The 26058-nt window shown below is 62.7% G+C and carries 25 protein-coding genes; 13 read left to right on the forward strand and 12 right to left on the reverse strand.

The features are described from left to right. The first annotated feature begins 13 nt into the window (after window positions 1–13). From C8K18_RS05115 to C8K18_RS05135, 5 genes are all read left to right on the forward strand, one after another. Window positions 14–952, forward strand: coding sequence for an ABC transporter permease subunit (locus tag C8K18_RS05115; RefSeq protein ID WP_107706855.1), 939 nt, complete (start codon window positions 14–16; stop codon window positions 950–952). A 2-nt stretch (window positions 953–954) separates the two neighbouring features. After that, window positions 955–1869, forward strand: coding sequence for an ABC transporter permease (locus tag C8K18_RS05120; RefSeq protein ID WP_107706856.1), 915 nt, complete (start codon window positions 955–957; stop codon window positions 1867–1869). Between the two features lies 1 nt (window position 1870). Beyond that, window positions 1871–2893: an ABC transporter ATP-binding protein gene (locus C8K18_RS05125; protein WP_107706857.1), complete on the forward strand. Its 1023-nt coding sequence runs from the start codon at window positions 1871–1873 to the stop codon at window positions 2891–2893. After that, the gene (locus C8K18_RS05130; RefSeq protein WP_107706858.1) at window positions 2890–3909 is read left to right on the forward strand and encodes an ABC transporter ATP-binding protein; all 1020 of its coding nucleotides are present in this window, start codon (window positions 2890–2892) and stop codon (window positions 3907–3909) included. The genes C8K18_RS05125 and C8K18_RS05130 overlap by 4 nt, the downstream gene beginning before the upstream one ends. A gap of 155 nt (window positions 3910–4064) precedes the next feature. Further along, window positions 4065–5627, forward strand: coding sequence for an OprD family outer membrane porin (locus C8K18_RS05135; protein WP_053860032.1), 1563 nt, complete (start codon window positions 4065–4067; stop codon window positions 5625–5627). 89 nt (window positions 5628–5716) lie between these two features. Here the strand turns inward: C8K18_RS05135 and C8K18_RS05140 are convergent, their stop codons facing one another. Further along, window positions 5717–6607, reverse strand: coding sequence for an IclR family transcriptional regulator (locus C8K18_RS05140; protein WP_006049501.1), 891 nt, complete (start codon window positions 6605–6607; stop codon window positions 5717–5719). Window positions 6608–6886: 279 nt separating this feature from the next. On the opposite strand from C8K18_RS05140, the gene C8K18_RS05145 reads away from it, so the two are divergent. From C8K18_RS05145 to C8K18_RS05175, 7 genes are read left to right on the forward strand one after another with little or no spacing between them, the layout of a single operon-like run. Beyond that, window positions 6887–7978 carry an ABC transporter ATP-binding protein gene (locus C8K18_RS05145; protein WP_107706859.1) on the forward strand — a complete coding sequence of 364 codons (1092 nt, stop codon included), beginning with the start codon at window positions 6887–6889 and terminating at the stop codon, window positions 7976–7978. Continuing rightward, complete coding sequence (locus C8K18_RS05150) at window positions 7971–8885, forward strand: ABC transporter permease (RefSeq protein WP_107707129.1); 915 nt, start codon at window positions 7971–7973, stop codon at window positions 8883–8885. The genes C8K18_RS05145 and C8K18_RS05150 overlap by 8 nt, the downstream gene beginning before the upstream one ends. A gap of 30 nt (window positions 8886–8915) precedes the next feature. Then, complete coding sequence (locus C8K18_RS05155; protein WP_029966695.1) at window positions 8916–9710, forward strand: ABC transporter permease; 795 nt, start codon at window positions 8916–8918, stop codon at window positions 9708–9710. 23 nt (window positions 9711–9733) lie between these two features. Beyond that, a complete protein-coding gene (locus C8K18_RS05160) occupies window positions 9734–10093 on the forward strand; it encodes a (2Fe-2S)-binding protein (protein WP_044021109.1) in 360 nt (119 codons plus the stop codon). Then, entirely contained in the window at window positions 10090–11523 is a 1434-nt protein-coding gene (locus C8K18_RS05165) for an FAD/NAD(P)-binding oxidoreductase (RefSeq protein ID WP_107706860.1), read from the forward strand. Before C8K18_RS05160 ends, C8K18_RS05165 begins: the two co-directional genes overlap by 4 nt. Continuing rightward, window positions 11516–12643: an FAD-binding oxidoreductase gene (locus C8K18_RS05170; RefSeq protein WP_107706861.1), complete on the forward strand. Its 1128-nt coding sequence runs from the start codon at window positions 11516–11518 to the stop codon at window positions 12641–12643. The genes C8K18_RS05165 and C8K18_RS05170 overlap by 8 nt, the downstream gene beginning before the upstream one ends. A 43-nt stretch (window positions 12644–12686) precedes the next feature. Continuing rightward, window positions 12687–13733, forward strand: coding sequence for an ABC transporter substrate-binding protein (locus C8K18_RS05175; protein ID WP_006049508.1), 1047 nt, complete (start codon window positions 12687–12689; stop codon window positions 13731–13733). A gap of 86 nt (window positions 13734–13819) precedes the next feature. Here C8K18_RS05175 and C8K18_RS05180 read toward each other — a convergent pair whose 3' ends face one another. From C8K18_RS05180 to C8K18_RS05235, 11 genes are all read right to left on the reverse strand, one after another. Then, window positions 13820–14119, reverse strand: coding sequence for a hypothetical protein (locus C8K18_RS05180; RefSeq protein WP_006049509.1), 300 nt, complete (start codon window positions 14117–14119; stop codon window positions 13820–13822). A 64-nt stretch (window positions 14120–14183) separates the two neighbouring features. Continuing rightward, complete coding sequence (gene panE, locus C8K18_RS05185; protein WP_053860028.1) at window positions 14184–15119, reverse strand: 2-dehydropantoate 2-reductase; 936 nt, start codon at window positions 15117–15119, stop codon at window positions 14184–14186. A gap of 79 nt (window positions 15120–15198) precedes the next feature. Then, a complete protein-coding gene (locus C8K18_RS05190; protein WP_107706862.1) occupies window positions 15199–16164 on the reverse strand; it encodes a nucleoside hydrolase in 966 nt (321 codons plus the stop codon). Continuing rightward, the gene (locus tag C8K18_RS05195) at window positions 16161–16550 is read right to left on the reverse strand and encodes a cytidine deaminase (protein ID WP_006049513.1); all 390 of its coding nucleotides are present in this window, start codon (window positions 16548–16550) and stop codon (window positions 16161–16163) included. The genes C8K18_RS05190 and C8K18_RS05195 overlap by 4 nt, the downstream gene beginning before the upstream one ends. Window positions 16551–16566: 16 nt before the next feature. After that, window positions 16567–17844 carry a NupC/NupG family nucleoside CNT transporter gene (locus C8K18_RS05200; RefSeq protein WP_107706863.1) on the reverse strand — a complete coding sequence of 426 codons (1278 nt, stop codon included), beginning with the start codon at window positions 17842–17844 and terminating at the stop codon, window positions 16567–16569. 76 nt (window positions 17845–17920) lie between these two features. Further along, entirely contained in the window at window positions 17921–18130 is a 210-nt protein-coding gene (locus C8K18_RS05205) for a hypothetical protein (RefSeq protein WP_006049515.1), read from the reverse strand. Between the two features lie 414 nt (window positions 18131–18544). After that, on the reverse strand, window positions 18545–19177 hold the full coding sequence (locus C8K18_RS05215; protein ID WP_029966706.1) for a response regulator transcription factor: 633 nt from the start codon (window positions 19175–19177) through the stop codon (window positions 18545–18547). Then, a complete protein-coding gene (locus C8K18_RS05220) occupies window positions 19174–20805 on the reverse strand; it encodes a response regulator (protein WP_006049518.1) in 1632 nt (543 codons plus the stop codon). Before C8K18_RS05220 ends, C8K18_RS05215 begins: the two co-directional genes overlap by 4 nt. Then, window positions 20802–22964, reverse strand: coding sequence for an ATP-binding protein (locus C8K18_RS05225; protein WP_107706864.1), 2163 nt, complete (start codon window positions 22962–22964; stop codon window positions 20802–20804). The genes C8K18_RS05220 and C8K18_RS05225 overlap by 4 nt, the downstream gene beginning before the upstream one ends. Window positions 22965–23115: 151 nt before the next feature. Further along, on the reverse strand, window positions 23116–23436 hold the full coding sequence (locus C8K18_RS05230; protein WP_006049520.1) for a hypothetical protein: 321 nt from the start codon (window positions 23434–23436) through the stop codon (window positions 23116–23118). 146 nt (window positions 23437–23582) lie between these two features. Continuing rightward, the gene (locus tag C8K18_RS05235; protein ID WP_107706865.1) at window positions 23583–24476 is read right to left on the reverse strand and encodes a hypothetical protein; all 894 of its coding nucleotides are present in this window, start codon (window positions 24474–24476) and stop codon (window positions 23583–23585) included. Window positions 24477–24707: 231 nt separating this feature from the next. Between C8K18_RS05235 and C8K18_RS05240 the strand changes: the two genes are divergently transcribed. After that, window positions 24708–26054 carry a class I SAM-dependent methyltransferase gene (locus C8K18_RS05240; RefSeq protein WP_107706866.1) on the forward strand — a complete coding sequence of 449 codons (1347 nt, stop codon included), beginning with the start codon at window positions 24708–24710 and terminating at the stop codon, window positions 26052–26054. Window positions 26055–26058: the final 4 nt, after the last annotated feature.

The following is a 26058-nucleotide window of genomic DNA, read 5'->3' on the forward strand; positions in this document are numbered from 1 at the left end:
GCGGAGCATCGACATGCTGGCCTATACGCTGCGCCGCACGCTGTGGGCGATCCCGACGATTCTCGCCGTGATCACCGCGTGCTATCTGCTGCTGCATCTCACGCCGGGCGGGCCGTTCGACACCGACAAGCAACTGTCGGCGGCCGTGCTCGCGAACCTGAACGCAAAGTATCGGCTCGACGAACCGCTGTGGCTGCAGTATCTGCACTACCTCGGTTCGCTGCTGCACGGCGATCTCGGGCCGTCGTTCCGCTATGCCGACTGGTCGGTCAACGACCTCGTGTGGAAAGCGTTGCCCGTTAGCCTCGGCGTGGGCGGTGTGTCGGTGCCGATCGCATTGCTCATCGGCGTGACGCTCGGCACGCTCGCCGCCGTGCGGCGCGACCGTTTCGTCGATCACATGGTGATGGTGCTCGGCAATATCGGCAACGTGGTGCCGCCGTTCGTGCTCGGGCCCGTGCTCGTGTGGATCTTCGCGGTCCTGCTGAAGACGTCCGACGGCCACGGCTGGCTGCCTGCCGGCGGCTGGGGCGAAGGCGAATGGCGTTACCGCGTGCTGCCGATCGTGCTGCTCACGTTCATCAACGTGGCCGCCATTGCGCGTGTGATGCGCGGCAGCATGATCGAAGTGCTGACCGGCAACTTCATTCGCACAGCACGCGCGAAGGGCTTGCCCGGCCGCACGATCGTTCTGCGCCACGCGCTGAAGCCCGCGCTCATGCCTGTCGTGTCGCTGCTCGGCTCGGTGTGCATTTCGTCGATCACCGCGGCCGTCGTCACCGAATCGGTGTTCGCGCTGCCGGGCCTCGGGCAACTGGTCGTCAACGGCGCGATCAATCGCGACTACACGCTCGTGCTCGGCCTCGTGGTGCTGACCACGGCCGTCGCAGTGCTCTTCAATCTGCTGGTCGACCTCGCGTATGCGTGGCTCGATCCGCGTATCCGGTATTGATCATGGCCCGCTCTCTTCAACCGGCTGCCGCGGCGCTCGATCCGCTCGCGGCCATTGCAAACGCTCCGCGTTCGCGCGGCCCGCTCGCCACCGCCGCCGCGCGTTTCGTGCGCAATCGCGCCGCATTCGCCGGCTCGGTCGTGCTGCTGCTGATCGTGATTGCGTGTGTCGCGGGTCCGTGGCTGCTGCCCAACGGTCCCATCGACAGCGACTGGTCCGCGATCAGCCTGCCGCCCACGCTGCAAAACATGCACTGGTTCGGCACCGACGAACTCGGCCGCGATCTGCTCGCGCGCACACTGCAAGGCGGGCGCGTGTCGCTCGAAGTCGGCCTGCTCGGCACGCTCGTGTCGGGACTGATCGGCGTCGCGTACGGCGCGACCGCGGGCTATCTCGGCGGACGCGTCGACGCGGTCATGATGCGCATCGTCGACATGATGTACGCGATCCCCTACATGCTGATCGCCATTCTGATGATGACGATGTTCGGCCGCGCGTTCTATCTCGTCGTGCTCACCATCAGCGCGTTTTCGTGGCTCGACATGGCGCGCGTCGTCCGCGGGCAGACGCTGTCGCTGCGCTCGCGCGAATTCATCGACGCCGCTAAAGCGATCGGCGTGAGTTCGCGCTCGATCATCGCGCGCCACATCGTGCCGAACCTGTTCGGCGTCGTGGTCGTGTACGCGAGCGTCACCGTGCCGAACATCGTGCTCACCGAGTCGGTGCTGTCGTTCCTCGGCCTGGGCGTGCAGGAACCCATGACGAGCTGGGGCGTGCTGATTCAGGACGGCGCGCAGAAGCTCGAATCCATGCCGTGGCTGCTGCTCTGCCCGGCTGTGATGCTGTGCGTGACGCTCTACTGCGTGAATTTCGTCGGCGACGGTCTGCGCGACGCATTCGATCCGAAGGACCGCTGACATGCCGCTACTCGAAGTCAAAGATCTCAGCGTGCGCTTTACGCGCCGCGAAGGCGCGCCGGTCGACGCCGTGCAGCGCGTGTCGTTTTCACTCGAAGCAGGCCGCACGCTCGGCATTGTCGGCGAATCGGGATCGGGCAAAAGCCAGACGGTGATGGCCATGCTCGGACTGCTCGCAGGCAACGGCAAGGTGTCCGGCGAAGCGCGCTATCGCGGCGACAATCTGCTCGCGATGAAGGAAAGCGAGCTCAACAGGATTCGCGGCAACCGCATCGGCATGATCTTTCAGGACCCGATGACGTCGCTCAATCCGTTCCTCACCATCGAGCGGCAGATGACCGAGACGCTGCAACTGCATCGCAAGATGACGCGCCGTGAAGCGCGCCGCCGCGCGGTCGAAGCGCTCGAATCGGTGCGAATTCCCGATGCGCCGCGACGCATCGGCATGTATCCGCACGAGTTTTCCGGCGGCATGCGGCAACGCGTGATGATCGCGATGGCGCTGCTGTCCGAGCCCGAAATTCTGATCGCCGACGAACCCACCACCGCGCTCGACGTGACCGTGCAGGCGCAGATCATCGAGCTGCTGCGCGAACTGAATCGCGAGCGCGGCACCGCGATCATCCTGATCACGCACGACATGGGCGTCGTGGCCGGCCTGTGCGATGACGTGATGGTGATGTACGCCGGCCAGACCGTCGAACAGGCGAGCGCCGCAGCGCTCTTCGCGGCGCCGACGCATCCATACACGCGCGGCCTTCTCAACGCATTGCCGCGTTTGACGAGCGATGACATCAGCGACAGCGGCGACAGCGACGACGGTCGCCCGTTGCAAACCATTCCCGGCAATCCGCCGCTGCCTGGCGAAATCGTCGCGGGCTGCGCATTCGCGCCGCGCTGCACGTATTGCACGGACGTGTGCCGCGAGTCGCGTCCGTCACTCGTTGCAGCGGACGGTTATCCAGAAGCGCGTCGCGCCTGTCATCGTCCCGTGAGCGAAATTCTGGAGGCACAACACGTATGAACGCGACTTCCATTACAAGCGGCGAAGCCGCGACGCTGCTCTCGGTCGAGCAACTTAAGGTGCAATTCGGCGTGCCGCGCGGCGCGTACCCGTGGTCGGGCAAGACCATGCTGCGCGCCGTGGACGGCGTGTCGTTCAACGTGCGGCGCGGCGAGACCGTGGGCCTCGTCGGCGAATCGGGTTGCGGCAAGTCGACGCTCGCGCGCGCGATCATCGGACTCGCGCCGGTGGCAAGCGGCAGCGTGCGCTGGCTCGGCAACGAAACGGTGCTGCCCGGCTCGCGTCGCGACACCACGCTGTTGCGCCGCAACGTGCAGATGATTTTCCAGGACCCGCTCGCGTCGCTCGATCCGCGCATGACGATCGAACAGATCGTCGCCGAACCGCTCATCGCACATGGCAGGAATCTCGCGCGCGCCGACGTGCAGCGCCGCGTTCTGACGATGCTCGAACGCGTCGGTCTCAACGCGCAGCATTTGCGCCGCTATCCGCACGAGTTTTCCGGCGGCCAGTGTCAGCGTGTCGGCATTGCGCGCGCGCTGATCTCGGAGCCGCAACTCGTGATCTGCGACGAACCCGTTTCCGCGCTCGACGTGTCGATCCAGGCGCAGATCGTCAACCTGCTGCGCGATCTGCAACGCGAGTTGTCGCTGTCGCTGCTGTTCGTCGCGCACGATCTCGCGGTCGTGAAGGCAATCAGCCACCGCGTGCTCGTGATGTACCTCGGACGCGTGATGGAGTTCGGCGATAAGCGCGACGTTTATCGCACGCCGCTTCATCCGTACACGCGCGCTTTGCTCTCCGCCGTGCCGGTGCCAGACCCGACGGTGGAGCGCGCGCGTCGCCATCTGCTGTTGCGCGGCGAGATTGCTTCGCCGTTGAATCCGCCGTCGGGCTGCGCATTTCGAACACGGTGCCCGGACGCGATCGACGCCTGCGCGGCGCAAATTCCCCAGCCCGTCACGCACGGCGCGAGCGCGACACGGGTGGCCTGCATTCGTGTCGGCGACGGCTAAAGCCAGCGGCCTTTAAGACAACGACCTCATTCACCGGCGCGGCGCTTACGTCACGCCGTGGGATTCGCTCGTCATGTCATCAGCATGACGAGCGATCAGCATGGACTGGCTAAGCGCCAGCCAGAGTTTCAATAACAACTGTCGAGACATTCCCAATGAAACATAACCCAACAAAAAACCGGTCAAAAAAGTCCGGACTCACTGCCGCGATCTGCTGTGCCTTCACCCTTCCCGCGCTCGCCATCGCGGCCAACGCGTACGCCGACGACAGCGTGACGCAGCCCGCGCCCGACGCAAGCAATGCTGCGCCTGCCGCGCAAACGTTGTCGTCGCCCGCGCAAGTGACGCAGGCCCAGCCCGCGAACAAGCGCCGCGCGGATCAGGGCGGCCAGCTTCGCAACGACCAGCCGGATACGACGAACGCCATCGTCAACGCCGAGGCTTCGCAAACCGTTCTTCCGCCGACACCGCCGTCGAGCCAGGCGGCGAGCAAGGGCTTCATCGCCGATAGTCATCTGAATCTGCAGTTCCGCAACTACGCGGACTACTTCCAGGCGCCACCTAACACCTATCGTCATGCGTGGGTGCAAGGCGCGCAGGTCAACTATGAATCGGGCTTCACGCAAGGGCTCGTCGGCTTCGGCGTGGATGCGTCGCTGTTCGGCGCGCTCAAGCTCGACGGCGGCAACGGCGCGGGCAACATGGTGCATGTGGGCAAGAGCGGCGGCGGCTCGCAGCAGCTCGCGTGGGCCTATCCTGGCATGTACGACATCAAGGGACGCATCTCCGAAACGGTCGTCAAATATGGCTTGCAGGACGTAACGAATCCGTTTCTCGAACCGCACGACAACCGCGCGCTGCCGCCGACTTTTCTCGGCGTCTCGCTCGTCAGCAACGATCTTGCTCACACGACGCTCGAGGCCGGCAGCTTCACCAAGGTCGATGCACGCGGCCACACGAATCTGAGCAATCTGACCACTTCGTATGGCGGCACGCGCATCGACCGGGTGACGTATCTCGGCGGCACCTGGCACTATGCGAAGAACGGCGAGATGGCGCTCTACGTCGATCAGGCCGACGATGTCTGGCGCCAGTACTACGGTTCGGTCGCGCAGTCGTTCGGCGACCCGACCACGATCAAGTGGAGCGGGCTCGCCAACATCTACTCGACGCACGACACCGGCGCGTCGCGTCAGGGGCACATCAACAGCAATGCGTATAGCCTTTCCGTGTCCGCGCAGCATGGGCCGCATGCGCTGTTGCTCGGCTATCAGCAGGTGCTCGGCGACCAGTTCTTCGACTACGTGAACGAGACCAACGGCATCTACCTGACCAATTCGATGGATGTTGACTACAACGCACCGCACGAGCAATCGCTGCAATTGCGCTATACGTTCGACGGAAAATACGCGGGCGTGTCCGGACTCAAGGCGATGTTGTGGGGTGCATATGGCTGGGGCGCGGACGCATCGGCGGGAGCTGCGGAGAACGCGTCGCCGAGCGCCGCGCTGCATGATCTGTACTGGAAGAACGGACAGCCGGTGCACGGCCATCATCACGAGTTCGGCTTCATTCCGAGCTATACGCTGCAGAGCGGCCGCTTCAAGGACACCAAGGTCACATTCATCGCGATGTGGCACAACGGCAGCAATTACTACTCGGACGGTAACAACATGGAGTACCGCCTCGTGGTGAATGTGCCGGTGAAAGTGTTCTGAGCGCCGCGCGTTTGCGCTGCGAGAGAAGGCGTCACGTTGCGCATGTCGGCACGTGACGCCGACCATGCAGGCGCGGCGCGTCGTACTTTTTATTCCTGCTCCGAGCCCGCAATACGCACGCTCGTCATCGCGCGCGAGAGGCCGTGCATGGGCCGGCGCAACGCGACGTCGAACGGATTGGTTTGCGGGCCGATCGCCTCGGCCTGACGGCGCAGCAACTCCACCACCATCGGCAGGCGGTCGTCGCTCAAACGCGCCGCCAGCGTGCCGACGCTCAACGCTGCGACGGCCACGCCGGTACGGTCGAGAATCGGCACGGCCACGCCCGCCATGCCGTCGAGCACGCCGCTATTGCGGCCCGCATAACCCAACTGCCGCACGCGTTCGATCTCGGTGCGCAAATACACTTCGTCCAGCACGCCATAGCCACGAATGCGCGGCACGTTAAAGCGGATGATTTCCTCGCGCTCCGCTTCGGGCAGAAACGCGAGAATCGCGAGACTCCCTTGCCCCACGCCGAGCGCCACGCGTCCGCCAATATCGCCGGTGAACGAGCGGATTGGAAACGGCCCTTCGCAGATGTCGAGACACACTGCGTCGAAACTGCTTTTGACGAGCAGAAAAATCGTATCGCCGAGGCTCGCGCACAATCTCAGCAATGCGGGACGGCATAGCGTACGCATGCCGCTCGGATTGCCCGCCTGGGCCGCGAGCGCGAAGAAGTTCACGCTCAGCCGATAAAGCTTCGAGCCCTCGTCCTGTTCGACGATGCCCTCCGCGATCAACGCCTGCAGGATGCGATGCACCGTGCCTTGCGTGAGCCCGACCGCTTTCGCGAGACGCGTGACGCGGGCGCCGTCGGGCTGCGCTTCGGATAACGCGCGAATCACGGCAAAGGCGCGCTCCAGCATTCCGGTGCCGGGCGCCGCGCCGGTTTCATCGACGTTCTGGCTGAGATCTCGTTTGACGGCAGCATTCATCGTTCTGGCTCTCGTTTATTCCATTGACCGGAACACTATAAGGCGCGTCGTCCGGCAGCGAAATGATGCCCGAGTTTCGTTCCGTGTTGTACGTTAACGTGGAAACGTAGGGATTCTCCCAAGCTCACGCAGCGGAACGATTCGGCGCGGTGCCGCCGCGAGTATTCCGCTTACCGGAATTTTTACAAAACTTATATCGTCAATCGGAATTCGCAATTGACGCCCGGTAATTTGGCTGGCTAGAGTCGGCTCCATCGAGGCATTCAAAGGCCACACCCCATGTCTTTCCTCACACTCACAGACGTCGGCAAATCGTTCGGCGAGCTTCAGGCGGTCGCGGACGTCAACCTGTCGGTGGAAAAGGGCGAGTTCGTTTCGCTGCTCGGGCCGTCCGGTTGCGGAAAGACGACCACGTTGCAGATGATCGCCGGCTTCCTCGAAACGACACGCGGACGCATCACGCTCGACGGCCGCGACATCACGCATATGAAGCCGAACAAACGCGGCCTCGGCGTGGTGTTTCAAAGCTACGCGCTGTTCCCGCATATGAGCGTGGCGGACAACGTCGGCTTCGGGCTCGAAATGCGCAACGTCGACAGGGCGGAGCGCAAGGAGCGCGTGCGCGAAGCGCTGTCGCTCGTGCGGCTCGATCAGCTAGCGCATCGTTTTCCGCGCGAATTGTCCGGCGGTCAGCGGCAACGCGTGGCGATTGCGCGCGCCATCGTCATCGCGCCGCCGGTACTGCTGCTCGATGAACCGATGTCGAATCTCGACGCCAAGCTGCGCGAGGACATGCAGTTCGAACTGCGCGGCATTCAACGCAAAATCGGCACGACGACGATCATGGTCACGCACGATCAGTCCGAAGCGCTGTCGATCAGCGACCGCGTGGTCGTGATGGAAGCGGGCCGCATCACGCAGATCGATACGCCGTATGAAGCCTACGAGCGGCCCGAGAATCGCTTCGTCTCGCAGTTCATCGGCAAGGCGAACATGCTGCCCGGCACGGTGATCGCGCGCGACGGCGACGCGATCCGCATCGACCTCGGACACGATCTGTGCGAAACCGGACGCACCGCGCAACTGCCGGCGCGCGAGCGTGTAATCGCCCCAGGCGACGCCGTGACGCTGTGCATTCGCCCGGAAAAACTGCGCCTGTGCGCGCCGGATGCGGGACGTGTAAGCGCCACCGTGACGAGCCGCTTCTTCCTCGGCAGCCAGTGGCTTTACCGGCTCGACAGCCGGCTCGGCGAAGTGCTGGTGTGTTGCCAGAACGAAGGCAATGAGCCGCTGCCCGAAGGCGCGGCGGTCGGCGTCGACTGGAACAGCGAGGCGATCCGCTTTATTCAACGGGATGCGCAGCATGGATAGCACGCTGCCCGCAACGGAAGACGGCAAGACGGCATCCGCAAGCGCAAGGCGCGCGCCGTGGCGCGCATTCGTGCCGCTCTGGCTGATGTGCCTGCCCGCGTTCCTGCTGTTCGTCGCGCTCGTGCTGGTGCCGCTTCTGATGACACTGGTGCTGAGCTTCTATCGCTTCGATCCGGCAAGCGGCCCGATCGCCGCATTCCAGTTCGGCAATTACGCGGAAGTACTCGGCTCGTCGTATTTTCACGCGATCTTTCTGCGCACGTTCGGCATTGCGTTTCTCGTCACGCTGCTGTGCGTCGTGATCGGCACGCCCGAGGCTTACGTGCTGTCGCGCATGCGCGATCCGTATCGCTCGATGTTTCTGCTGGTGATTCTCGCGCCGCTGCTCGTCTCTGTTGTAGTGCGCGCGTTCGGCTGGAGCATGTTGCTCAACAGCAGTGGTCTCGTGAACCAGGCGTTCGCTCTGATCGGCCTTGGACCGTACAAGCTCGAATACACGACGTTCGCGATTGTCATCGCACTTGTGCACGTGATGCTGCCGTTCATGGTGATTCCCGTGTGGACCGCCTTGCAAAAGCTCGATCCGCAAACGGAAAACGCCGCGCTCTCGTTGATGGCGTCGCCCGCGACCACACTGCGCCGCATCGTGTTGCCGCAACTCACGCCCGGCATTCTGTCGGGCAGCCTGATGGTGTTCGGTTTGTCGGCGAGCGCATTTGCGATTCCGGGCTTGCTCGGCGGACGTCGTCTGAAGGTGGCCGCGACCGCCGTCTACGACGAATTCCTCGGCTCGCTGAACTGGCCGCTCGGCGCGACCATCGCGCTGCTGTTGCTGGTCGCGAACCTGATCGTGATGCTCACTTACTACCGGGTTCTGGAACGCAGGTACACCAGAAGCCTCGGTTGATACAACGTACAACGGCTGCGCGAGAACATCATGAGAAAGAACGGTCCTGTTGCGCTGATTTTCCACACGCTCGTCATTGCGTTCGTGCTCGCGCCGCTCGTGATCGTGGTGCTGGTTGCGTTCACGCCCGACGAAACGCTCACGTTGCCGACGCACGGCGTGTCGCTGCGCTGGTTTCGCGCGATCCTCAATTACCCGGATTTCATCGCGGCATTCGTCAATAGCCTGAAGCTCGCGTTTGCATCGGCGACGCTCTCGCTGATCGTCGCGCTGCCCGCCGCGCTCGCGATCGGCCGCGCGCGCTTTCCGGGCCGCGCTTTTCTGAATGGCTTGCTGCTCTCGCCGCTCGTGATTCCCGGCCTCGTGCTCGGCATCGCGTTGCTGCGCTTCTTCGCGATGATCGGTGCGACCGGCTCGTTCACGTGGCTGATCGTCGCGCACATGATCATCATCACGCCGTTCGTGATGCGGCTCGTGCTCGCCTCGGTCAGCGGTCTGGATCGCAGCGTCGAGCACGCCGCGCATTCGCTCGGCGCAGACCCGTGGACCACGTTCCGCCGCATTACGCTGCCGATGATTCTGCCTGGCATCACCGGCGGCTGGCTGCTTGCGTTCATCAACAGCTTCGACGAACTGACGATGTCGATCTTCGTCACCTCGCCGCAAACGGTCACGCTGCCGGTGCGCATGTACATGTACGCGACCGAGTCCATCGACCCGATGATGGCCTCCGTGTCCGCGCTCGTGATCTTCATTACCGCGGGCGCGATGCTGCTGCTCGATCGCGTGTATGGGCTCAATCGCATTCTGATCGGCCAGCACTGATGTCTTCTTCCGCTCACGCTCTCATGCCGTCCAACTTGCCGTCATCTCACCCTTCAACGTCCGCGCGCGAGCCCCAATTCGTGCGCGTGGCCGAAACGCGGCGCGAACCGCTGCGCTTTTATATCGACGGCGATGAAGTCTCCGCGCTGCAAGGCGATACGTTGCTGACCGCCGTGCTGATGCAACAGCGCCGCGTGCGCGACAGCGAATTCAGCGGCGCGCCGCGCGCGGGCTTCTGTCTGATCGGCGCATGCCAGGACTGCTGGATGCGCACCGAGGAAGGCAAGCGCGTGCGAGCCTGTTCGACGCTCGTCACCGACGGCATGCGCGTGCTCACACGCAACCGTTCGGCGGATGCCGCAATCAGCGGAGACGCGCCATGAACGACGCTCGCCGCGTGGTGATTGTCGGCGCCGGACCGGCCGGCGTGCGCGCCGCCGAAACGCTGGTCGCGGCAGGCGTGCGCCCTATCGTGATCGACGAAAACGCGCGTTGGGGCGGACAGATTTATCGCCAGCCGCCCGCGAACGGCGGCTTCGAGCGCTCGAAAAAAACACTGTACGGTTTCGAGGCGCACAAGGCCGACGCGTTGCATACGACGATGGCTGCACTGCTGCCGCACATCGACTATCGCCCGGACACACTGGCATGGGCTTGCGAAGCGGGCCGCCTCGATACGCTCGCCGCGGGGCGCGAAGTCAGCGTGCCGTTCTCGCATTTGATCATTGCAAGCGGCGCGACCGACCGCGTTCTGCCGCTTCCTGGCTGGACGTTGCCCGGCGTCTACACGCTCGGCGCGGCGCAGGTCGCGTTGAAGGCGCAAGGCTGTGTAATCGGCCGACGTGTGGTGCTGGCGGGCACGGGACCGTTGCTGTATCTCGTCGCTTATCAGTATGCAAAGGCCGGCGCGCAGGTGGCCGCCGTGCTCGACACAAGCCCTTTTTCGCGGCAGATCGCAGCCGCGCCGAAACTCATCCGCGTTCCGTCGACGTTCGCAAAGGGTCTGTATTACGTGGGTTGGTTGAAGGCACACGGGATACGCATCGAGCGCGGCGTGCAGTTGGTCGGCATTCGCGGGGCACTGAATGTCGAATCGATTGAATGGCGTAACTCGGGCAGTAGTTCGCCATCCGAAGTAATTGATTGCGATGCGGTCGGCGTCAGTTTCGGCCTCAAGCCCGAAACGCAGCTTGCGGATCTCGCGGGCTGCCGCTTCCGCTTCGACGCGCTCAATCGCTGCTGGCTGCCCGAACTCGATCCCGCCGGACGCAGCTCCGTGCGCGGCCTCTATCTGGCCGGCGACGGCGCGGGCATCGCCGGCGCCGATGCCGCCGAACTCGCCGGACGCCGCGCCGCGTTAGCCTTGCTCGACGACCTCGGCATCGCGCATCCGCGCGGACCCGGCATGGCCGATGCCGCATCGCTCGAACGCGGCCTGCAACGTATCGCCGTCTTTCGCGCGGGCATCGAAACAGCTTTCGCGCCGCCCGCGAACTGCGCGGCGCAGTGGCCCGACGATATGACGGTGTGCCGCTGCGAAGAAATCGACGCGGGCACGTTGAGGCACTGTATCCGCGGCGGCGAGGCGAGCGAGATCAATCGGCTGAAGGCGCTCACTCGCGTCGGCATGGGACGTTGCCAGGGCCGCATGTGCGGCGAGGCGGCGCTTCAACTGCTCGCCGAGGAAACCGGCCAGCCGCTCGAAGCGGTTGGCCGTCTGCGCAGCCAGCCGCCGGTCAAGCCGATTCCGCTGTCGCCTGCGCTCTATGCGGACGACGTCGCCGAGATTCCCGAGGAGGCGCGCGATGAGTGACGCCGTGCACTACGACGTCGCGATTGCAGGCGGCGGACTTGTCGGTTCGTCGGCGGCATTGGCGCTTGCGAAACGCGGCTTGCGCGTGGCTCTAATCGAGCGGCGTTTTTGCGGCGCGCAGGCGAGCGGCGTGAACTACGGCGGCGTGCGTTGCCAGGGCCGTCCCGTCGAACAGATGCCGCTCGCGATGCGCGCGCGGCGCGTGTGGGACCGCTTGCCGGAATTGATCGGCATCGACGGCGAATTCACCGTGTCAGGACATTTGCGGCTTGCGCGCAGCGAAAGCGATCTCGCCGCGCTCGAGCAATGGGCCGGCATGGCGCGCGAATACGGACTGCATGCGCAGTTGCTAAGCGGCGAGTCGTTTCGACGGCGCTATCCGTGGCTTGGCGAAGCGGCGATTGGCGGCTCGCTGTGTGCGAGCGACGGTCACGCGAATCCGCGTCTCGTCTCACCCGCGTTCGCACGCGCCGCGGGTGCCGCGGGCGCGGACGTGCGCGAGCAAACCGAACTGGGCGACATTCGTCACGACGGCCGACGCTTTCAGATGCGTGCCGGCAATGACGACATCAGCGCGGACTGGCTGATCAATTGCGCGGGCGCGTGGGCGAATACCGTTGCAGGCTACTTTGGCGAAAGAGCGCCGATGAAGCCGATCTATCCGAACATGTGGGTCACCGAGCCATTGCCGCTTTTCATCACGCACAACCTCGGCGTATATGGCGGCGGCATCTATGCGCGGCAAGTGGCGCGCGGCAATTGCGTGATCGGCGGCGGACGCGGCAGTGGCGACGGTGAATACGGCCGGCCGTCGACGGAAACCACGCGAGCCGTGATGCGCGATGCGTGCGCGCTGCTGCCCGCGTTGCGCGAGGCGCTCCTGATCCGCACATGGAGCGGCGTGGAGGGCGAGACGCCCGACAATAATCCGATCATCGGAGCGAGCCGCGCGGTGCCGCGTCTTCTGCATGCATTCGGTTTTTCGGGCGGCGGCTTTCTGCTCGCGCCCGGTGTCGGCGAAGTGCTCGCCGATCTCGTCATCGACGGCGCCACGGCCACGCCTCTCGACGCGTTTTCGATTGGCCGCTTTGCGCAGCTTGCTACGTCATCCGTCGCATAGAACCACGCTTGAACACCACATTCACGAAACCTGGAGATCATCAATGAAACTGTTCCGAACGATCGCGGCACTCGCCGCCTTGTGTGCATTCGGCGCGGCAGCGCCTGCGTGGTCGCAGACCAAAACCATTTACATCGGCATGAATGGCGGGCCGATGGAAAAGGCTTATACGAGCCAGGTGCTGCCCGACTTCGAGAAAGCGAACAATGTGAAAGTGGTGGTCGTGCCGGGCACGTCGTCGGACATTCTTGCCAAGCTGCTCGCGAACAAGGCGAGTCCGCAAATTCATGTGGTGTTTCTCGATGACGGCGTGATGGCGCGTGCCGTGAGCATGGGCGTATGCAAGAAGCTCGACGATTCGCCGGTGCTCAAGGAACTCTATCCGTTTGCGCGCATGAAGGACGACATGGGCGCGGGCGTGCAACTCGGCATGACGGGCATTGCGTACAACAAGAAGCTGTTTGCCGAGAAAGGCTGGGCGCCGCCCACTTCATGGATGGATTTCGCCGATCCCAAGTACAAGGGCAAGGTGGTGTTCCAATCGGCGTCGAGCAGCACGTTCGGCCTGCACGGCTTTCTCGCGATCAACCGTCTGATGGGCGGCAGCGAGCAGAACGTCGAACCCGGCTTCACGAAATGGGCAAGCACGGTGGGCCCGAATGTCGTCGAATACGTGCCGAACTCGGCGAAGATTTCGGAAATGGTGCAGACCGGCGAAGCAGGTCTCTTTCCGTTGACGCCGACTGCCGTCGGCGATCTCTCCGACAAGGGCATTCCGGTCGCTTATGTGAATCCGAAAGAAGGCCCGGTGCTGTTGCTCGTCGATCTATGCGTGGTCAACAACAACCCCGATCCGCAGCTTGCGCAAAAGCTCGCGCAATTCCTGCTGTCCGCGCCGGCGCAGACCAAAGCCGCCGAAGCGGGCAAGCAGATTCCGACCAACCGCCTCGCGAAGATGACGCCGGCAATGCAGCAAAGCCTCGGCAATCTGGAAGACCTCGTGCGCAAGGTGACGGTGGTAGATTGGGACACGATCAACGCGCATCGCGCGCAGTGGGACACGCGCTGGAACCGGCAGATCGAACGCTGAGCGCAGCGGTTCGTGCTTCGACATAAATGAAAAATCGCGCGCCTCGTTGCATAGAGGCGCGCGATTTTCTTGTGCGCGAATGCGTTTTAGAAGATGACCGACACCGCCACCGCAAGCCAGATCGCCGCTACGCCGCCGAGAAACAGATGTCGCGCAATGCGTATTTTCGCGTCGCTCGTTTCGGGTTCGACAGGCGTCGTGGCCATCCACGGTACGAGCCCGAGGCAGCCGAAGCCGAGTAGCGCGAGGATGAACACGATCACGTCCGCTACCCGCCAGCCGGTCGGCTCATACATTCCCCAATAGCCGAGAAACGCGATACCGATCGAGAAGATGGTCGCCGACGCAGCGCTAAGCGCGGGCACCGATCCGATTGGAGCCGGCATGTTGACCTCCTCCGGTCATGGGGCTACGACTCACGACTCACCACTCACGCTCACTTTCACTACGTCACGAGGTACGCGTTTGCCTTGCCTCATACGTCTTCAGATGGCTATACGCGATGCGCAGCAACGACAAACTCTGCTCGCTCTTTTGCGCTTCGCCGCCGCGCGCGATCAGATCGCCGAGAATATGATCGGCCTCGGTGTGCGAGTGGTTCTCTACATCGCGCAACATGGAAGCGGTAAGCGGCGACGGCGTGAAAAGCATTTGCGTGGCACGCGCATCGAAATCCGGCGCCATCGTAAAGCCGTGATGTTGCGCAACGGCGCGGGCCTCGGCGAGCAGATTCTCGATCACGCGCTTGCCGTCCGGTGCGGAAAGAATCTCGCCGATCGAACCGCGCATCAAACATGTACTCGCCGCGAGCGTCGCAAGGAACACCCACTTTTCCCACATGCGCAGCAAGATGTTCTCGCTGACCACGACGTCGAAGTTCGCGTCGGCCATCGCGTCGGCAATCGCCTGCACGCGTTCGGAGACGCCGCCCGCCAGTTCGCCGAACGTGACCGCATGCGTGTCGTTCAGATGCACGATCTGCTGATCGGCGTTGAGCGTGGCCGCAATCACGCATTGGCCGCCGAGCACGCGCGCTTCGCCGAATCGTTGCGTGAGCACGTCGATATGACGCATGCCGTTCAGCATCGGCAGAATCACAGTCGATTCGCCGACGAGCGGTGCAAACGAATCGATTGCATCGTCGAGACTGTATGCCTTGCAACTCAGCAGCACGACATCGAACGGTTCGGCGTTCACGCCGGCCAGAATCGTCTTCACGTCACGCTGCGTAAGATCGCCGCGCGCGCTTTTGATCACCAGTCCGTCGCGCCGAAGCCTGTCCGCCCGGCCCGCGCGCACGAGAAAAGTGACGTCCTGTCCCGCCGCTGCGAGCCGTCCGCCGAAGTAGCCGCCCACGGCGCCCGCGCCTACAACCAGAATTCGCATCTTTGGCCTCTCGAATGAATGTCGTCGCTCGAAGCAATGTAGCAAAGATTGGCGCAATGCACCGGACAAGCGCACATGCTCACGGCTTCGCGCAGAGCGTGTTCTCGTATAACGCGAGCATGCCGGCCGCGTCGACGCCGACGCATGCCTTGCACGCGGGCCGCGAGTCCCACGCAGGCGCGGGCACCGGCATCGTGGACGGTTTCTGGATCGTCTGGCCGACGGCGATGCCTTCCGTCAACACGCGCACCGGACCGCTGCGCGTGGTGTACAGATGCGGCGCAAGCACATACGCGACCGCCGACGAGTCGTGCACATAAATGCCCTTTAACTGCGCGCTTTGCTGATGAAACGCCTCGTAGTGCCGCGATACGTCCCAGATGAACTGGCCCGCGGCGCCACCGCGATCGCGGATCGACGCAAGATACTCCTGGCTCATGATGGTGCGCTGCGTGACGTCGAGCCCGACGATGGCCACAGGCCACGGCGCGCCGAACACGATGTCGGCGGCGTCGGGGTCGCCGAGAATGTTGGCCTCGGCTGCGGGCGTCACGTTGCCGAGCACGCCCTCGGTGCCGAACGCGCCGCCCATCACGACTACCTGCTTCACGAGCGGCGCGATCTGCGGATCGTCGGCGAGCGCGAGCGCGAGATTGGTCAGCGGGCCGACGGCCAGCAACGTGACTTCGCCGGGATGCGCACGCACGCTGTCGATAATAAACCGGTGCGCGGGCCGCGGGTCGAGCGGTGCAGCCGGCGAGTCTCCCAGCACGATGTTGCCGAGGCCGTTGTCGCCATGAATCCACGCGAGCGGCTGCGGCGCGGCGCGTTTGAGCGGAGCCGCGGCGCCGCGCGCGACCGGCACGCCGGGCGCGAAGCGGCCCGCGAGAAAGCGCGCGTTATGCGTGGTCGTCTCGATCGTCGCGTTGCCGAATACGCTCGTCAATCCGAGCAGTTCGATATCCGGATGCAGCGCCTGGAAGACGAGCGCCATCGCATCGTCGACACCGGGGTCGGTGTCGTAAATCACCTTGTGCCTGCTCATAGATAGAACGCGTCCGGCAGTTGTTCGCGCGCGGTCGTGTCACGCGTCGCGCCATGCAGGTTGCCGAGTCGAATGCGCAACTCGGGGCCGCCGAGTTCAATGATCACCTGGCGGCACGCACCACAGGGCGCAATCGGCCCATCGGTGTCGCCGATCACGGCTAGCGCGGCAAACTGGTCGCGCTGGTAGCCCGCTGCAATCGCGCTGAAAAACGCGGTACGTTCAGCGCAATTGCACAAACCATACGACGCGTTCTCGACATTGCAGCCGTCGAATACGCGGCCGTCTTTCGTCAGCAACGCAGCGCCGACCTTGAACTTCGAATACGGCGCATAGGCCTTTTCTCGCGCGGCACCCGCGCGCTCCAACAGTTGTTCCATGTTCATGCGAGACGTCCTCGAATCAATTGAGCGTAATGAACATGCCCGCGATGGTCGCGCTCATCAGATTCGAGAGCGTTGCCGCGAGCACCACACGCAAGCCGTAGCGCGCGACTTCGGCGCGTCGTTCCGGCGCGACGGCGCTAAAGCCGCCCGTCAGCACCGCGATCGACGCAAAGTTCGCAAAGCCGCATAACGCAAACGACAGAATAGCAAGCGTACGCGGATCGAGCGCCTGCAGGCCCGCTGCGCTCACGCTCGCGGCATCCTTCAGATAGGGCGACAACGATGCGTATGCAACGAACTCGTTGAGAATGATCTTCTGCCCGAGAAAATTGCCGGCAATCGCGGCCTCGCTCCACGGCACGCCGATCAGCCACGCGAGCGGTGCGAACACCATGCCGAGGATAGATTGCATCGACAGATCCGGGTGGCCGAACCAGCCGCCTATGCCGCCCACCAGGCCGTTGAGCAATGCGATGAGTCCGACGAATGCGATCAGCATCGCGCCCACCATCACGGCGATTTTGAGTCCGACGGTCGCGCCCGAGCTCGCCGCTTCGATCACATTGGCGGGACGCTTTTCGTCGAAGTTGAGGTTGTCGAGATGAACGCGGCTCGGTTCCGTCGACGGATGAATGATCTTGGCGAACAGCAGTCCGCCGGGCACGGCCATGAACGACGCCGCGAGCAGATATTCAATTCGCACGCCGAGTCCCGCATAACCTGCGAGCACCGAGCCCGCGACCGCGGCCATGCCGCTCGACATCACCGCGAATAGTTCGGCGCCCGTCATGTCGCGCGTGAACGGTTTGACGACCGCGGGCATTTCGCTTTGCCCGAGAAAGATCGTGGTGACGGCGGAAAACGATTCGAGCTTCGACACGCCAAGCAGTTTCTGGAAGACAGTGCCGAGTACGATCACGATCCAGCGCATCACGCCGAGGTAGTACAGCACGGAAATGAGCGCCGTCACGAAGATGATGGCCGGCAGCACGCGCACCGCAAACACAAAGCCGCCGTCGCCGAATACCTGAAACATCTTCGCCTGCACGAGTCCGCCGAACAGGAATTCAATGCCGGCATTGCCGTAGCCGAGCACGTTATTCACGCCGGCCGCGGCGGCCGCGAGAATCGTCTTGCCGAGCGGCACGAACAGAATGAATGCGCCAATGCAGAATTGCGCGAGCAACGCGCTACTTACAGTCCGTAAGCGAATGGCGCGACGGTTGGTCGAAAAGATAAAGGCGATGAGCAGCAGTACGGCAATGCCGAGTACGTCGCGAGCGATAAGTGCCATGTCTCTTGTTCTTCATATGAAAGTGGCACTGATGCTAAACGAAACTGCTGCGGGAGAGAAATGTTTAAAGCGCGAATCAGTGAGATTTGGAAAAGAACACGACAGCGCCTTCTTGCGGCGTCAGGCCGAGGCTGAAATAACCTTCGAGCCGCTCAGCATCGGCGTCGTTCAGTTCGAAGGGCGCGCGAATGAAACCAGACACCACTGCATGGTCGTACCACACACTCATCCACATGCGCAGCGCCAGTACTTCCGGCGACACCAAACCCCATTCCTGTCGGGTCATGATCCTGCCTCCGTTGCGCAAACTGCCGTTTAGGCGGCCATCATGGCGATCCTCATGGCCGGCCGCTCGTCAGGCGGAAAGACGTGCCAAAGGCCGTCGCCGTGTCGAAAGAAAAACAGCGTGAGTGCGCCGGCCTCGCGTTGCGCCTCGACGCAGACGCAGCGCTTCATCCCACGACGCGGGGACGGTTGCAACTGCACGCGTGCCGATGCGGCACCTGTTGCGTCGAGCCACTTCTCGATAAGGTCACGCAATGATCGCTCTGACGCTGCCATTAGGTCCTCCGCCGGTTCCCATCATGCATCGTAAGTCGGCGGTGGCAACGCCTCCATCGGCGGCGGCGGAATGTCGGTTCAGGAATGCCTGTTTTTGGGCTCAGGTTTTCCTGACGCGTCAAAATTGCGCGTTCGTGACCTATTCGGCGACGAGTCCGTGTCTGATCGCATAGCGAATGAGATCGGCGTTATTGGCGAGGCCGAGCTTCTGCATGAGCCGCATCTTGTGCGTGCTGATCGTCTTCGCGCTGAGCGCGAACGCGTCGGCGATGTCATTCAGGCTCTTGCCGAGCGCGAGCATCTGCAGAACCTGAAACTCGCGATCGGAAAGAATTTCGTGCGGTGGCGCATCGCCCGAATAGGTTTCGAACACGATCCCCTCAACCAGCTTCGGATCGATAAAGCGCCCGCCTTCGGCGAGCTTGCGAATCCCCGCGAGCAACACGTCGGGGTTGCTGTCTTTCGTCACATAACCGGTTGCGCCCGCGCGCAGCGCGCGAGAGACGACTTGTGCCTCGTTATGGATGCTCAACACGAGTATCGGCAGCGATGGACGCTCGGCACGCACGCGCCGGATCAGATCGACACCGCTAATGCCGGGCATCGTCATGTCGAGCAGCAGCAGATCGACCTGACAGGTGCGCAGTTTTTCGATTACTTCGGAGCCTTGAGCCGCTTCGCCGGCCACCACGATGTCGGGCGTCGTTTCGATTATCTGCTTGAGACCTCCGCGCACCAAAGGGTGATCGTCGGCAATCAAAAGGTTGATCATGTCTGAAGCCCGTCCTGAAGCGGTATATGAATCGAAACCGAAGTGCCGGTGCCCGGCGCGCTGTCGATCAGCAACGATCCGCCAATCAGACGCGCCCGCTCGCTCATGCCGAGCAGTCCGTATGAATAATCGCGGCGCACCGCCTCCTGATCGAAACCGCAGCCGTCGTCGCTGACATGCAGGTCCAACGCGGCCTGCGTACTCGTGAGCGTGACGTCCGCGCGCGTCGCGCTGGCATGCCGCGCGACGTTGGTCAGCGAAGCCTGCACGATACGGAACATGGCGGTTGCGTGCGCATCGGACAGTATGGGCTCGTTGCCGTTCAGGCGGAACTGGCAGGCGAGCCCGCTGCGCCGCCCGAAATCGTCGACGAGCCATTCGAGCGCCGACACGATACCGTAATTGAGCGCGGCCGGCCGCAAATGACTCGCGACGTTGCGCACCATCCAGATGGTTCTCTCGACGAGTTCACGCATATCGTCGGCTCTTCTCGCCACTTCCTGATCGCCGGGAAGACGCATCTTGAGCAGCGACACATCCATTTTTAGCGCAGTGAGAAGCTGGCCCAATTCGTCGTGAATTTCCATCGCGATGCGCTTTCTCTCTTCCTCGCGAATCGCTTCCATGTAGGCGGAAAGTTCTCGCAATTGCTCGCGCGACTCGACCAGTTCCTGTTCGATGCGTTTGCGTTCCGTGATGTCGTTAAGGCCGACGAAGATCGCCGGCGCATCGTCATAAGTCGCGACGCGCGCGGTGGCGATCGCCCAGAACATCGTGCCGTCCGGCCGCCTGAACTTGACCTCGGTATTGCGAAAGTTTCCTTCATGACGCAGTTGGTCGACCAGCCGGTCGCGGTCGTCAGTGTCCGCATAAAGCTCGCCGATATTCGTGATGTGCGTGGTCACGTAGTCGACGCCGAATAGTTCGCGCAACGGTTTGTTGGTATAGAGAATGCGCCCTTCCGGCATCGACGTAATGCAAAGCGGCACCGGACTCGTCTCGACAATCGTGCGAAAACGGAACTCGCTCGCAACGAGCCGCGCTTCGGCGCGTCTGCGCTCCTCGATCTGCGCTTGCAGCGTGGCATTGGCCCGCGCAAGTTCGTCGGTGCGCTGAGCGACGCTTTCTTCGAGACCGTCGCGCACGCGCGACAATGCACTTTCCGCCCGCTGGCGCACGAATACTTCTTCCTGCAATTGACGGTTCTGCGCAATCAGCTTCTGGTGCATGCCTCTTAACGCGAGATGGGTGCTGATGCGCGCCATCATCTCATCGACGTGAACGGGTTTTGTGAGGTAATCGACGCCGCCCGCGGAGAAGCCTTCGACCATGTCATCGCTGCCCGTTAGCGACGTCATGAAGATCACGGCGATATTGCGCGTGCGCTCGTCGGATTTCAGGCGCCGGCAAGTTTCGAAACCGTCGATGCCCGGCATTCTCACGTCGAGCAGAATCAGATCGGGCTGCGAGAATTGCGCCCGCTGAATCGCCTCCGGACCGTCGAGCGCGACCAGTACCTTGAAGCCGCGCGCGACCAGGCTTTCGACGACGACCGCGAGATTCGCGGGGTTGTCGTCGGCGATCAGAACAGTGGGCGAAGCGTCGCCAGGAAGAGTCATCTCGCTCATCTTACCGCCTGACGTTCGAGTTGCTCTTCGACAAGATGCAGCAGCGTCTTCGACTGATAGCCCTTCGCGAGAGAAAGAATCCGCGCGGTGAACGCGTGGTAATGCGGGGCATGTCTGCCGACGCGCTCCGCCCACAGCGCGATTTCCTGCATATCGCCGCGGCGCGCGAGCAGATGCAATTGCTGAAGTTCTTTTTCGGGCACGGGGACGAGCGGTGCAGCGGGTGCATCGAGCACGACCGCAGGATCGTTGGCTTGCGTGTAAGTCCATTCGAGGTCGAGCAAACGCGCGAGTTGCGCGAGCAGTTTGTCGAAGTCGATCGGCTTCGAAAGAAACGCATTCGCGCCGGCCGCGAGGCTGCGTTGTTCGCCCACGCCGGAAGGACTCGCCGATGTCGCGATGACCGGCACATTCGCAAAGCCCTGAATTTGCCGCAATCGGCGGGTCGCTTCGAGTCCGTCCATATCCGCCATCACGACGTCGGTGACGATCAGCGCGGGACGTTCGCTCAAGATCCTCGCAAGTCCTTGCCGGCCGCCTGTCGCCTCGACGATCTGGAAGCCGAGCCGGCCAAGATACTCGACCATGACCGCGCGGTTCATCGCGACGTCGTCGATCACGACGACCTTGCGGCGCGGCCCTTTGTAACCCGTCGCCATGCGCGCGTCCGTGCGGGCAGGCGCCGCGAGCGGCGCGACGACTGCCGCCGCGTCGAGTTCGAACCAGAACAAACTGCCGCGGCCAGGCTGGCTTTGCACATGAATCTCGCTGCCCATTGCGCGAAGCAACTGCTGACTGATCGTGAGGCCGAGCCCCGTGCCGCTCGCGCCGCGCTCCGTATGCATGATCTGTTCGAAAGGCTCAAAGATAGTCTGGAGCTGATCGGCATCCATGCCGATGCCCGTATCGCGCACTTCAAAGCAGACCTTGCCCGCCGCGCTCATTTCGATCAACAGGCTCACGCTGCCCTGATCCGTGTAATTGAATGCGTTGACCAGCAGATTCAGCAGCACCTGACGCAAGCGCCGTTCGTCAGCGCGTACTGCATCGGGCACATCGGGCGCAACGCGCCAGATAAACTCGACATGCTTCTGCGCAATCTTCACTTCAATGATCTCGCGAATTGCGTCGAGTGTGCCGGCGAGCGGCACGTCATTCATCTCAATGCGCAAGCGGCCCGCTTCGACCCGCGCGAAATCGAGCGCGTCGCCAATCAGTGCGAGCAGATGTTCGCCGCTGCGTTGAATCACGCCGACGCCTTCGCGATGGTGCTCGCTCAGGCTTGCGTCGCGCCGCAAGATCTGCGCGTAGCCGAGAATGGCGTTTAACGGCGTGCGCAATTCGTGACTCATGTTGGCGAGGAACTCCCCTTTCGCGCGATTCGCCGCCTCGGCCGAGCGACGCGCTTCGCGCTCGGCGGCGGCCTCGCGCTCGTCGAGATAGGCGTGGTGCAGGCGCGCGCCCATCGAATTGAAGGCCGTCACCACGCGTTCCAGTTCGTCGGGCTCGCGGGGCGCGCGCCGATTCAGTTTCAACGGCTGCGCGGGCTCCCGAAAATCGTAGTCCTCGACAGTATGCGCGAGTACCGCGAGATGACGCGTCACGAGCCGCGTGAGTACGTAGAAGATGAAAAGAGAAACGAGGAAGGTATTGGCGGCCTGAGTAACGAGAATGAGCAGCGCCGTGTGCGTGAGATCGTCGTAGAGATCGTTCAACGTCGCCTGCACATATAGCGTGCCAATGCGTTGCTCCTTGCCGAGCACGCGATAGACGAGCGGGTACTCGCGCGTGATTGCGGGTCCGCTTGCGGGCTTACCGGCGGACACGAGCAGCGGCGCCGTGCCGCTTCCGGACTGACGCACCTGAGCCGTGCTGACGTCCGCGAGACGCACAATGCCGCCCAGTTCGAGCCGCAATTGCGCATCGTCTAACCGCCACAGCGCCTCGCCGAGACTATCGCGGTAGCTTTTATCGATATCCGCGAGACGGTTCTCGATCAGCGCAACACCGGCGCTGTAATCGCGCTCGATCTGCAGCGCGGTCAACAACAAGGTGAGCACGCAACTAAACAGAATCACGACTGCGAGAAGCCGGAGCACGACACTGTGCCGCAACCGCCTGAGCGGATACCGCCACTGTCCCATGAGGTCGACAGCCATATTGCCCCCGCAAGCATGGTGATGTCAGTTCGTGTTGCGCGCTCGTGCAGCGACTGCGGTTTTACGGCACCCGCCTTAAACAAGCGGTTATTACGTTATGACGCCATGCGAGAGCGTTGCCGGATTACGTGTCCAGCGTGCTGTATTCGACTCACGACGACAGCCGGATTCCGGTTGCCCCTGCCGGCTCGTGCACTGCGCGAAGCAGGAGATCGTCCACGCAATCGGCCAGTTCGCGAAGCATTGCCGCGACGTCGCCATCCAGTTCCGTATGATGAGACTTGCGCAATTCCCGCAGTGTTTCGCCTACTCGCCTGATCGCCTTCGGTCCGCTGTCGACCAGCGGCCAGCAATGCAGCAGATACCCCAGCGGCGTGATGCAGCGTCGTTCGCACCAGATATCGAATAGCCGGAAGCAGATCGAATTGATATGCTCCACCTCGTTTTCGCGCTGCGACAGATACGGAATCATTTCTGCTCATCCGGTTAGGCCATTTTGACCCGCTCATCATAGAACGAAGCGCATCGCACGGCAGTCAGTCAGCGCGGAGAATGCGCCAGGGGTATCCCGATTCGCAGGTAAGGAAATCCTGACCCCGCTCGCACATTGCCATTGTCCTAGCGGTTGCGCGCCACAATTGGCCACTGCATCCAGTACTCTTCCGGAATCTTTCGGTCTGCTGCGGAAAGATAGCGATTCTCCAGTTCAATCACTGTCCGCTCGCGCAAATCGGCCTGCGCCAACGCACCCTGAATGTACGGATGCGCATTGAACAGCCGCATATACGAGCCGTTTTTATAAGCCGCCATGAAGCCGCGCTCGATTGTCGATGCCAAAGCCGGATTCCGGCGAGCGACATAAAAGAGAAAGTCGGACCGGTACTTCAATAGCAAACGTTTTTCCACCGTCAACTCAGGGTCGATCCGATTGTGCGCTTCAATTTCGGGGAACGCCTCGATGAGTCCCCTGGGGTAATAATCTATTCGCCCGGCGCGCGTCATCGCGAAGAGCGTGTCGGTGCTCGATGTTTCGACCTTCAAACCGGCGTCGAGCAGAATGTCGGTGTCGACCCAGCCGAGCCCTTGGCCGGCCGTCAACTGCCGCAGATCGGCGAGGTTTCGGACGCGGTCGAATTGGGCTTGCCGGTCTTTTCTTATGACGAAGAGGCGATAGCCGATCAAGCCGCGATTCACCGGAATAGGGACGACGTTCAGACCGCTTTCGGCGCGCCTGTCCATACTCGTCCAAAGAAGATTGATCGAATTGCCGTCGGCCAATTCGGTTAACGCGCGGCGGCGCTCCATCGCGACATCGGCCTGACGAATCGAGTACGTGACGTTGGCCGTCTTCATGGCCAGATCCAATACTGCGAGTGCGAATGCCGCGTGCACCTCGCCGCCAGTGCGGATTCGCGGATACACGATCTCGAAGTCGGCTGTCGACATGGTGGGCGGGCGGCCGAGCATGCCGGCCGTGCCTAACGCTGCGAGTACAAAGTCCCTGCGCTGCATGATGTGTCGACGTCTGATGAAATGCGCGGGGCGTCCGCATCGACGCCCTGCATGTAAGCATCCTGTCACTGCAATGAAAGCTTTGCAATGAGGGGAAAGGCGGGCTAATAGCGAATGCGCTGGTTGCTATGTCAACGTTTTCGATTGCTTATACAGCGTTGCTTAGCTCGTTTGTCGCGGCACGAATGATGCTTCCCAGAAACACGAAAGTTCTCACGAGGAGTCGACGCCATGACGCTCTGGAGCCTTTTGCGTTCGCCCGCAGAACAGCAGATAGCCGGCATGCCGGTGCCCTGCGCCGTCGCGCTGCCCGACGGCCATCGTATCGGCGCGCGAGAACCGCGTCTGTCGTTTGAGATTCGCGACATGCGGGCGCTGCTGCACCTGCGGCAGGGCGCGATCGGGCGGCTCGCGGAAGACTATGTGGAAGGCCGGCTGGAAATCGAAGGCGACATGCACGACCTGATGGCAGCCGCGCCGGCTTTGCTGCGCGGCGACCCTACGCACGAATCGCATGGATGGCTGGTCGATCGCGTGAGCCGCACGCGACGCGCCGTGTGGGAGCGCACGCATCATAGCCGTGCAAAAGACGCCGCGCAGATTCAGCACCATTACGACATCTCCGATGACTTTTACGCGCTGTGGCTCGATCCGCTGCGCGTGTATTCGTGCGCCTACTTTTCTTCACCGGATATGTCGCTTGCCGACGCACAGAAGGCAAAGCTCGATCACATCTGCAAGAAACTGATGCTGCGCTCCGGCGAACGTTTTCTCGACGTGGGCGCGGGCTGGGGCGCGCTGTTGCTGTGGGCCGCGGAACACTACGGTGTTGCCGCTACCGGCATTACGCTGTCGAAGAACCAGCATGCGTACGTCAGCCGGCTCATCGAAGAAAAAGGACTGCAAGGGCGCGTCACGATGCTGCTGCAGGACTATCGCGACGTCGACGAATCCGCGCCCTTTGACAAGATCGCTTCGGTCGGCATGTGCGAACACGTCGGCCGCCCTAACCTGCCTTTGTACTTTGCCAAGATGCGGCGACTGCTTCGACCCGGCGGTCTGATGATGAATCACAGCATTACCGCCGGCGGCGTGGAAAACGGAGAAGTCGGCGGAGGCATGGGCGATTTCATCGACCGATATATTTTCCCCGGCGGCCAGCTCGTACACGTGAGCGTCATCATGGATGCGATGACGCGCGGCAACCTCGAAGCGGTCGACGCGGAATGCCTGCGCCCGCATTACGCGCGCACGCTCTGGCATTGGGCCGATGCGCTCGACGCGCATATCGACGAAGCGCGCCGCATTCTCGGCGAGGACGCGGAAAAGATTATTCGCGCGTACCGGCTGTATCTCGCCGGGTCGGCAATGGGATTCGAACGCGGCTGGACGTCGCTGTTTCAGATCGTTGCATCGCGTCCCGCAGAGCCGGCGACGATACACGACGAATCGGCCGGCCGCCTGCCGTGGACCCGCAGCGACTATCCATTCAATCGCGCGTACATCTATGCCCGCAACGCCGCGATCGATCAGGTGAATGAACTGGAACACGCGAACGGCGGCGGGCAGATCGATTGAGGCG

Source organism: Paraburkholderia sp. GV068 (assembly GCF_003058125.1).
Taxonomy (GTDB): domain Bacteria; phylum Pseudomonadota; class Gammaproteobacteria; order Burkholderiales; family Burkholderiaceae; genus Paraburkholderia; species Paraburkholderia graminis.